Below are 10,202 nucleotides of genomic sequence, written 5' to 3'. Positions count from 1 at the left end.
GGTATAGCTAGTTAAATAAACTATGCTACATTTGATTAAACCCAATATCTAAAGCCTCAAGAATAGTTTTCTGTTGTTGGCTAACAATATGTCTGACTTTTCTTTTTAGTATAGACCAAGCTTTTTCAATTGGATTGAGGTCTGGACTATAAGCAGGCAAATACATCAGCCTAGCATTGTACTGGCGAGCCAATTCCTCAATTTTTCGACCTTTGTGAATAGAAGCATTATCTAAAATTAGTAAATATTTTTGAGGCTGACCATTTTTATCTCTTGTTAGATCTTTAAGTAAATATTCAAGCCAGCCAGTAAAAGTATTGCGATCACATGAGCCCTTAAAAATTAGGGGAGCAATGAATTTAAACGTTGCACTTGATCGAACAGCACTGATTATATTTAGTCTACTTCCATGCCCACCTGTTCTTAATGCACGACAACTTTTCCTTTCTCAGACCAACCATATTCAGCAACCTCATTGGTATTTATACCTGATTCATCAATGTATAAAATATACTCTTCACCATATTGCTGTTTCCATTGTGGCAGGAACCATTGGAATACTGCTCGTCCTATTTTGCAGGCTTGTCTGTAGAGAAAACTCTTTTTTTATAACTCCACCCCAGCTTTTTTAAAGCAAATAAGATATTGGCATAGCTGACGGAATAACCAAATCTTTGCTCAAATAATGGCACCAGATCTTTAGCCTGCGAAAATGATGTTGTTTCAACAAAGATTTTGAAAGCCTTTAGGTCTTTAATTTTATAGGGTCGACCTGCTTTTTCGGGATGTGGTCTATTCGCATTTCCTTGGAGATGTTCGAGCTGAATCCAGAGATCTAAAGTCGTTCTTGCAATCTTAAAAACAGTACATGTTTTAGACTTATTCTGGCATTCTTTGTAGTAGTCTAGAGCTTTGTATCGAAGATCATTGGAGTATGGCTTAGGCATAACAGCAGTCAGTAAGGTTTTTTATAGTGTAGCAAAATTTATATATTTAGCTATATAGAATAAAAAACAAGAATAAATAAAAAAGGCTTTACCATCTGTCTACTCAAACACCTAGTAAAGCCTTCTTGATACAGCAAGAAATTAATTGGGCCACTGACCTAAAGTCACACGGTCATTACCGCCATAATCTTTTACAGTTCGAACCTGTTTAAAACCTGCACCTTTAAATATCTGCTGTACTGCCTCAGCTTGATTATAACCATGTTCAAGCACGATCCAACCTTGTGTTGCAAGCCATTTTTTACCCTGCTGGATAATATGCTCAATGTCTGCTAAACCATGTTGATCGGCAACTAAAGCACGTTCAGGTTCAGAAGCAAGCTGTGGCATATGTTCATCCTCAGCATCAATATAAGGAGGATTGGAAACAATCACATCAAAATATTGCCGATTTAAGGCATTGAACCAACTGCCCAAATAAAACTTCACCTGTGGTAAATCATGTTTTTCAGCATTGTGTAGTGCAACCTCTAAAGTTGGCTCATAAACATCTGTCGCTGTTACAGACCAATTCGGACGTTCACTTGCCAATGATAAAGCAATCGCTCCAGTCCCTGTCCCCAGATCTACAATACGGCAATCTTCTGGTAAATCTAAATGCAGTACAGTTTCCACCAAAACTTCGGTATCAGGACGAGGAACTAAAGTATCTTTGCTCACTGTTAAATCCAAGGTCCAGAACGGCTGTGAACCCGTCACATAAGCCAAAGGTTCACCAGCTTGAATACGTGCTAAACCATCCGTATATTGCTGTTCTTGTTCAGTGGTTAATTCCTGAGTTGATTTAAGTGACAAATCAAAAGCATCAATTTTTAGAATATGCTCAAGTAACCAAGCATTCTCTTGACGCTCATAACTTTCTGGCTCTCCACGTAAGGCTAATGCCTGTGCAATATTCATTATCCACCGTTTTGTTGAGCAAGCATTGCCAGCTGATCAGCTTGATATTCACGATGCAAGCTATCTAAAAGTTCAGTCAAATCACCTTCCATAACAGCATCCAACTTATATAAGGTTAAATTGATACGGTGATCTGTCATACGACCTTGCGGATAGTTATATGTACGGATTCTTTCTGAACGGTCACCAGAACCGACCAAGTCACGGCGCATTTCAGAAGTTGCAGCATCTGCCGCAGCACGTTTTGCATTTTCTAAACGTGATGCCAATAACGCCATCGCTTTGGCTTTGTTTTTATGCTGTGAACGCTCATCCTGACATTCAACAACTGTTCCCGTTGGAATATGAGTAATACGGACTGCTGAATCAGTTTTGTTAATGTGCTGACCACCTGCACCAGATGCGCGGTATGTATCGATACGCAGATCAGCAGGATTAATATCAACCGTTGTATCTACATCAACTTCTGGAAGAATTGCAACTGTACATGCAGAAGTATGTACTCGCCCTTGCGACTCTGTGGCAGGTACACGTTGTACACGATGCGCACCACTTTCAAACTTTAAGCGCCCATAAACGCCCTCACCATTGACGAGGCAAATGATTTCTTTATAGCCACCATGCTCACCCTCGTTTTCAGATAAGATTTCAATACGCCAATTTTGTGACTCAGCATATTTGCTATACATACGGAATAAATCACCTGAAAAGATCGCCGCTTCATCACCACCTGTGCCAGCGCGAATCTCCAAATATGCCGAGTTCGCATCGTTTGGGTCTTTTGGAATCATGAGAATATTCAACTCAGATTCGAGTTGCTCAATTAAAGCTTTATTCTCTTTGATTTCCTCAACAGCCATATCCTTAAAATCTGGATCGGTTAACATCACTTCAGCTGTTTCAATATCTTCTTCAGCTTGCTTATATTTTTTCCAAACTTCAGTAATTTCTGATAAATCATTATGCTCACGTGATAAATTACGAAAGCGCTTATTGTCAGAGATGACTTCAACGTCTGCCAATAATGCCTCTAATTCCTCATGCCGATCACAAAGTTGATCTAATCGTAAACGTAACGATTCTTTCATTTTAAATACATTCTCAAGCTAAGCCTTAACCACATTTTAAGATTTAAAATACAACCTCAATCACATGGCTAAGAAAATTCTAAAATTGTGCATAGTTTACCGATTCTGCCATTTAAATGACACATTTATATAGGCGCTCTGCCGTGAACTTAACGAATTTATCTGCCAATTTACGAGCTTTATGCGTATTCATAACTGTATTATCTTCATCATTTCTCCTTTTTGTCCCAGCGTTTGCATGTTTTAAAATCACTTTTAATAGAAAACATACATTCAGATACCAAACGTTATCAATTTTCGGGTTCATCTCCACATTTTTTGAAAAAACTTTTGTTACATTTGCTTCATCGAATACAGATAGAGCTGTCCATCTAAGGACATGGAGCAACAGATGAAATTTAATACAATCTTATTTAGTACTGCTTTAGCAGTAACTTCAATGTTTACAGTAAGTGCCCATGCTGACAACTCAACACGTATTGCAGCAACTTCGGCTTTAGGAAGTGTTGTTGGTACAGCTGTAGGTAAACAAATTGGCGGTAACACTGGTGCAATGATTGGTTCAGCAGTGGGTGGTGCTGGTGGTGCAGCAGCTTCAACCAATAGAAGAGATCGTACTGCTGCTGCAATCGGTGGCGGTTTAGGTGGTGTGGGTGGTTACACTGTTGGTAAAAATATGGGTGGCACTACTGGCGGCTATATTGGTGCAGCAGCAGGTGCAGCGGGTGGTTCCGTTTTAGGTAAAAAAGTATCTCAAGACCGTCATGCAGATCAACGCAAGTACAATAAAAAGTACTACAAAAAACATCGTCGTCATCACTAATTGATCCGTGAATGACATCAAGCACCTTCGGGTGCTTTTTATTTGTTATATCAGCCTTTTACACTCAATATTTAAAAATGATTACATCTCGCCTTTAATGGTCGACTGTATCCATGCCACCCAACATGATAATGGCATCAGCTAGAATTGGCTGATGGAAAAGCAAAGAACATTTCATCTATATTAAGTCAATAATATTGTCGCTACCTAAGCCCTATATGATTAATTTAACAAGTTATTTAGCTGATTGAGATAACAATAATCTTCACGAACTCATATTAAATCTTCATCCAATTTTAAATCTAACTGACGGCTCACCCGACTTATTTTTTGCTATGAGGTGCTAGGCTGTGATAGTCGCATTTAAAGTTCAATCTTCTATTTTGTCTCGCTTGTTGCATAATTTTAATATGAATGCTCTCTGATCAATCGCGCTGAGAATAAAGTTTAACATTCACATAATATGAACCAATTAAAGAGCAAGAAATACAATCTAGAAACAAAACACAGAAATTGCTTACATCCACATCCATAATTATTGCTAATTGTTTCGTTATTCTAAGCTCAAGTTAAATAATTTGAAGAAGCTTCGACAAGGAGTTTGAAATGAAACTACAAGCAATACTTGGTGCAACTGTTCTTGCAGCAACTCTAGTCACAACTGCACATGCAGGTAACTCAACCAATACAGCCTTAACATCTGCACTTGGTGGTGTTGTAGGTGCAGCAATTGGTCAACAAATGGGTGGCTCCACTGGTGCAATGATTGGTTCAGCGATCGGTGGTGGTGTTGGTGCTGGTGCGGCATCGAATAAACGCGATAGAAATGGTGCAATCATTGGTGGCGCTTTAGGTAGCGCAGGTGGTTATACTGTTGGTCGTAATGTGACAGGTACATCCACAGGTGGATATATCGGTGCAGGTCTTGGTGCTGCTGGTGGTTCAGCTTTAGGTAAAAAAGTCAGTGAAGATCGTCGTTATGATGACCGTTATGACAACCGCTATGGACGTTATAATGACCGTTATGATCGTAACGGATACCGCAATGTAGACTATCGTTATAATAATCGTAATTATCGCCATGACAACGGGCATCACTATGGTCAATATAAAAACCGTTGGTAGAGTTAATTTCCCGCTTCTACTGATATAACAATATATTCAATCAAGCATTTACCGATGCTTGATTTTTTTTATCAGTCGTATTTTCTCAGCTTTAAATACAAATATCGACAATTTTCGATATACATTACTCAACATATATCGTAGTATTTCGATATATGGTTATATCGAGTTAAAAAATGACATCTATAGCAGATTCGGCATTAAAAACTACCAAGTTTTCTATTTTAGAGCTTGCACCTGTACGTGAAGATCAAACAGTTGGGTTTTCTCTTAAACATAGCTTAGAACTTGCTCAACATGCTGAAACGTTAGGATTCGATCGTCTTTGGTTAGCTGAACATCATAATATGGATGGCATTGCCAGTTCTGCAACAGCAGTACTCTTAGGTTATATCTTGGCAAATACGCATAGCATCAAAGTTGGTTCAGGTGGGATCATGCTACCCAATCATGCACCACTGGTGGTTGCTGAACAATTTGGTACTTTGGCAACACTTTATCCGAATCGCGTTGAATTAGGTTTAGGACGTGCACCCGGTACAGATCCTCTGACTATGCGTGCATTAAGACGTGGTCGTCAAGAAACTGAAGATCAATTTCCACAAGATGTCTTAGAGATATTGAGTTATTTTGCAGATGCTCATTCAAACCAAAGAATTAAGGCAACACCTGGACAAGGCACGCATGTTCCAGTTTGGCTTTTAGGTTCAAGTTTATTCAGCGCTCAGCTTGCAGCAAAATTAGGGCTTCCCTATTCATTTGCCTCACATTTTGCACCGAGAATGTTGGGACAAGCCATCCAACTTTATCGTGAAAACTTTCAACCTTCTGAATATTTGGATCAACCTTTTGTCTCTATGGGTGTACCTACTGTCGTCGCTCAAACAGATGAAGAAGCTGAATATCTTGCAACCAGTGTCTATTTGCGAATTCAAGCTTTGCTGACAGGGCAAAGTTTAAAACTCAAACCACCTGTTGAAAGTATGGAAGGTCGATGGTCTGTTTCAGAAAAAATGGCTGTGCAGAATTTCCTCGCAATGGCGCAAATTGGTTCACCAGAAACAGTGGAAAAAGGTTTGAATCGACTGCTTGAACAATATCAAGTGGATGAATTTATTTTCACTTGTGACATCTATGACACATCGAAACGTTTAGATAACTTTAGTTTATTAATGGATTTAAAAAAATAATACAAACCCATTATCTTTTCCTCTTTACCAAAATGAAATATGAATTTTCATTTTGGTTTTTTTTGATTTCAATATTACTAAATCATTAATTTAAATATAAATTTACAGTAATTTATGATTTAAAACATAGATTAATACAACAGAAAAAATGAAAAGATTTGCCATCTCTTTTCAAATCAGCATAATAGAACATATAAAAATCAGTAGAATATCAACTAGGAACAACAATGAATCAATATATCAATAAGCCAACACCTGCTTTTGTTGCAGTAAGCTGGGTGGCACTACTTGCTGGCGCTGCCGCCTACTGTGTGGGTCTGTTTAATGCACAAATTCTCTTAAACGAAAAAGGCTATTACCTCATCTTGATTCTCTATGGATTATTTTCTGCTGTTTCATTGCAAAAAATTGTTCGAGATAAGTTAGAAGGACAACAAGTTACCGCTATTTACTATAGCTTATGTTGGGTCTCAGTGGTGATTTGTGTTGTACTTTTAGCACTAGGTTTATGGAATGCCAACATGACTTTGAGCGAAAAAGACTTTTATATTATGGCATTTTTACTCAGCCTATTCGGAGCTGTTGCAGTACAGAAAAACATTCGTGATTTAGAGTATTTGAGAACACATACACAACCTGAATTAACTCATTCTCTTCCATCCCAAGTGGAAATAAAAGAGATCGAAACACAGGATGATAAATTATAATTTGTTCAAGGCACTGATAATTTAGGTATTGATAAATTAATCAGATTGAGAGACACGCGATTCAATTTCAACAGATAAAATGATGGAAAACGCTTAGCCTAACTTTTGTTGGGCTTTTTTAATGCATCAAAATACAAAAGAAATTACCGAAATGTGCCTCCAAAAAAGTACCTCGTCTAGCCCTATGATCAAACCATCTAATGATTTATACAAGTACTTTGTTATTAATCATTGATATTCAATAAACTGTATATTCCTTAGAAGATTTTGATCATTTATATATTTCGCCCTTTTGAATCATAGATGGTCTTGCTATCGTGAAGCGACATGTATATCGCCATGTTGAGCGGGGGTATATGAGTAAAAAGCACTGCTTTGTTTGCAGCGCAAATAATGCTATTGGATAAAAAAATGGGTTGGGCAAAGTAAAGCCTCGCCTACGCAAAGCGATTTAAACTTTAGAGCTAAAACGTGGCAGTGCAAACTTTAAATCATCAAACAATCTATTGATTTTATTGATCAAAAGAAATGATATTTCACTGTATGGATTTTTCATCAGGATGACTATATGTCTCAACAATCTTTTCATATGACAAATAATTCACTGAGCTGTTATCGAATTGATATTTTCATCTCTTGATAATGAATAATTTCGCCAATCTTTTCAAAATGAGATGAAATAGAATAAACAACAATATTAACCATTCATCACGCAGAAGAATTCAGTTCAACTCTGGTGTTATTGACTAAAATCTTGACGAATATGAATATTCAAGCACATCAGAAATAGAATTTTTTTTAAACTTTAAATTTTAAAGTCATGTTTTTTATACAGTTTGTGTGATTTTTCATTACAGCCTTACATTTATAAAATATGACTGGTGAGATTTTGAAAAGACTTTACCTCTGCGATTAAGTTGGTTATATCAATAAATGTCGCGATTCTCAGCGACCTATAAATAAAAAAAGGAATAAATATGCTCACCAGGAACAAGAGCCAAAACGAAGGTTTTTTTCAAAACCAATCCGAGTTTTTTAAGCCATATACAGGTAAAATCATTGCGTCCACAGACATGAAACTGCATGACTTTTCTGGTTTAAAAGTTGCAATTATTGGGGTTGATCAATTTACTGTAACGCAACTTGATCAGTTATTAAAGCAAGCTGAACTGGTCAAAGTTTTTCAGATTTCGCCTGTTTTTGTATTACCACAAACCGAACGAGGCATACACAAACTCATTTCGCATCCATTAATTATTAAAAATCGTCGTTTGTTTAATCATCGAATTAAAGCAATGTTGGCGATTCGATATTTAGATGCGCAAGTCCAAGACCAGTGGTTAAAACGCCAGCTTACGCCTAATCTGGCAATGAAAAATAAAGTCTTTCTGAAATCCGATAATTATTATTCAGCCTTGCAACATCCTCGATGCAAGCACATTGCTTGGCCAATTGTTAAAATTACATCCAATTCAATACACGGTATGGATGGAACAGAGTATGTCGTTGATGTTGTTATTAGTACCTATACATCATAGATTTGAATAAAATTTAATTGAAGGAGGCATGTATTGCCTCCTTTTATTTTGTCTGTCCAATATAGCGATAACTATTGGCAGTCTTTTGATAGCGCAAGTAGTTGTTCGTCAGTTTTCCAGCGTTATTGATCAGCATAATATCGATATTCTTTAAATCTTTAGAAATACGGATGAAATCTTCCAATGGACGTTCCCAGTCCTGACAATCGTTTGCAACGTCTATTGAGTCCAAATTTTTTGTTTTCGTTTCAAAAATCGATTCTGGAGAGAACTTATCACTATTTACGACAAAAGAATTTATACGATAGCTTCTTGAACACGTACTACCAATAAAAACACTGGTGATTAAATATACATCTCGATTTTTTATTTTAACTTGCTCAATTTTATCGATAAATCCAACTGTCGTTAAATCTTGAGTGATTGGACCTTTTTTGCCTTTCAATTGAATCAAATTCGTGGAGTCTCGCATCGTACCGCCAGCAGAAATATCCATTGTATAAGATTTAATTTTGCGATCTGGGCTGTAATGAATTTTCAACATATTCTTTTCGGTTAGTTTAGGAAAAGAATAAGTGAAACTTGCAGGATCCTTTTTTATTTTTGTTTCAATCGCGTTAGAAATATTTTCATTGTATTGATCACATTCATTTCGCGACGTACAACTATTTTGATAATATTTCTGAATCAACGTTGTTTCGAAATCCTTTAAGGATTCGGCATGCAACTGCGTTAGTATCATGCCCTGCGCACAAAAAAACATCGCAAATGAACTTATTTTTAATATCTTTTTCATATAACAACTCAACATTATCATGATCATCCATACATATTTTATAAGAGCAAAATGTGCATTCTGCTCTTAGCAGTCATTCCATCATATTCGCAAGATCAGAGCTAAAGACAATTTATCCAATTCTGCGTTTTAAGCCTGTCATTTGTAGGACGCGTGTTGAAATTTCTTCAATCGACATTTCAGAAACATTGAGATATTTGATTCCTTCAGAAATATAAATACCCTCTACAGCACGAAGTTCCATCTGACATTGTGAAAAACTTGCATAACGACTATTGGCTTTTCGTTCTGAACGAATTGCAACCAAACGCTCAGCATCAATCATTAAACCAAATAGTTTATGTTTATGTTCTTTGAGTACAGCAGGTAAACGATTATCGTCCAAGTCTTCTTCAGTGAGCGGATAGTTAGCAACACGAATTCCAAATTGTAATGACAAATAAATAGACGTCGGTGTTTTACCTGAACGAGAAACCCCAATCAAAATCAAATCCGCTTTATCATAATGTCGCGTACGCGCACCATCGTCATTGTCTAAAGCAAAATGTACAGCATCAATACGTGCTTTATAAGACTCAGAATCGGTTACAGCATGGGTTTGTCCGACTAAAGTTGTAGGCTGAGTTCCTAAAACATCAGACAACTTACTAATAAGCCCTTCAAAAACATCAAGATTCACTGCATTTGCAGTATTAATAATGTCACGCACATAAGGGTCAACCAAAGTATCGAATACCAATGGTTGCTGACCATCTTTATCAGCTCTTCGATTGATTTCTTCGACCACATTCATCGCCGCTTCTTCAGAAGTAATGTAGGGAATGATATGAATATCAAACTTTACATGAGGAAATTGCGCTAATAATGAATGCCCAAGGGTTTCAGCTGTGATCGCCGTACCATCAGAAATAAAAAATACGCTCCGCTTTATTTGGTTACTTTCTGACATTAAAAATCTCCTCAAACATTTGTCTTAGCGATGTATAATCTTTATAGTAAGCCCATCTTACATGACTATCACTTAGTTG

General features: G+C 36.9%; 10 protein-coding genes and 1 pseudogene. 5 read left to right on the top strand and 6 right to left on the bottom strand.

Annotated elements, in window-relative coordinates:
- Nucleotides 1–25: 25 nt before the first annotated feature.
- The 4 genes and pseudogenes from ACINWC743_RS25235 to prfA form a co-directional block, all read right to left on the bottom strand.
- Nucleotides 26–427 (bottom strand): annotated as a pseudogene (locus ACINWC743_RS25235) (transposase); the annotation flags it as partial.
- A gap of 142 nt (nt 428–569) precedes the next feature.
- Nucleotides 570–947: an IS630 transposase-related protein gene (locus ACINWC743_RS04325; protein ID WP_005029849.1), complete on the bottom strand. Its 378-nt coding sequence runs from the start codon at nt 945–947 to the stop codon at nt 570–572.
- 141 nt (nt 948–1,088) lie between these two features.
- Nucleotides 1,089–1,907, bottom strand: coding sequence for a peptide chain release factor N(5)-glutamine methyltransferase (gene prmC, locus ACINWC743_RS04320; RefSeq protein WP_009584488.1), 819 nt, complete (start codon nt 1,905–1,907; stop codon nt 1,089–1,091).
- The gene (gene prfA, locus ACINWC743_RS04315; RefSeq protein WP_005032188.1) at nt 1,907–2,995 is read right to left on the bottom strand and encodes a peptide chain release factor 1; all 1,089 of its coding nucleotides are present in this window, start codon (nt 2,993–2,995) and stop codon (nt 1,907–1,909) included. Before prfA ends, prmC begins: the two co-directional genes overlap by 1 nt.
- A 391-nt stretch (nt 2,996–3,386) precedes the next feature.
- On the opposite strand from prfA, the gene ACINWC743_RS04305 reads away from it, so the two are divergent.
- The 5 genes from ACINWC743_RS04305 (at nt 3,387) to ACINWC743_RS04285 (ending at nt 8,378) form a co-directional block, all read left to right on the top strand.
- Entirely contained in the window at nt 3,387–3,818 is a 432-nt protein-coding gene (locus tag ACINWC743_RS04305) for a hypothetical protein (protein WP_004824395.1), read from the top strand.
- A 606-nt stretch (nt 3,819–4,424) separates the two neighbouring features.
- Nucleotides 4,425–4,943 (top strand): glycine zipper domain-containing protein, encoded by a 519-nt coding sequence (locus tag ACINWC743_RS04300; protein ID WP_004824397.1) that lies wholly within the window; start codon nt 4,425–4,427, stop codon nt 4,941–4,943.
- Nucleotides 4,944–5,119: 176 nt separating this feature from the next.
- Nucleotides 5,120–6,133: an LLM class flavin-dependent oxidoreductase gene (locus ACINWC743_RS04295; RefSeq protein ID WP_009584496.1), complete on the top strand. Its 1,014-nt coding sequence runs from the start codon at nt 5,120–5,122 to the stop codon at nt 6,131–6,133.
- Nucleotides 6,134–6,360: 227 nt separating this feature from the next.
- A complete protein-coding gene (gene yiaA, locus ACINWC743_RS04290) occupies nt 6,361–6,840 on the top strand; it encodes an inner membrane protein YiaA (RefSeq protein WP_009584484.1) in 480 nt (159 codons plus the stop codon).
- Between the two features lie 977 nt (nt 6,841–7,817).
- The gene (locus ACINWC743_RS04285) at nt 7,818–8,378 is read left to right on the top strand and encodes a hypothetical protein (RefSeq protein WP_009584478.1); all 561 of its coding nucleotides are present in this window, start codon (nt 7,818–7,820) and stop codon (nt 8,376–8,378) included.
- Between the two features lie 43 nt (nt 8,379–8,421).
- Here ACINWC743_RS04285 and ACINWC743_RS04280 read toward each other — a convergent pair whose 3' ends face one another.
- Complete coding sequence (locus ACINWC743_RS04280) at nt 8,422–9,174, bottom strand: hypothetical protein (protein WP_035300267.1); 753 nt, start codon at nt 9,172–9,174, stop codon at nt 8,422–8,424.
- A gap of 112 nt (nt 9,175–9,286) precedes the next feature.
- Complete coding sequence (locus ACINWC743_RS04275; protein WP_004824407.1) at nt 9,287–10,123, bottom strand: pyruvate, water dikinase regulatory protein; 837 nt, start codon at nt 10,121–10,123, stop codon at nt 9,287–9,289.
- Between the last annotated feature and the right edge of the window lie 79 nt (nt 10,124–10,202).

It is taken from the genome of Acinetobacter sp. WC-743 (assembly GCF_000335555.1).
Classification (GTDB): Bacteria; Pseudomonadota; Gammaproteobacteria; order Pseudomonadales; family Moraxellaceae; genus Acinetobacter; species Acinetobacter bereziniae.
Note: the sequence above shows the minus strand (reverse complement) of the source record. Positions and strands in the feature narration are given on the sequence as shown.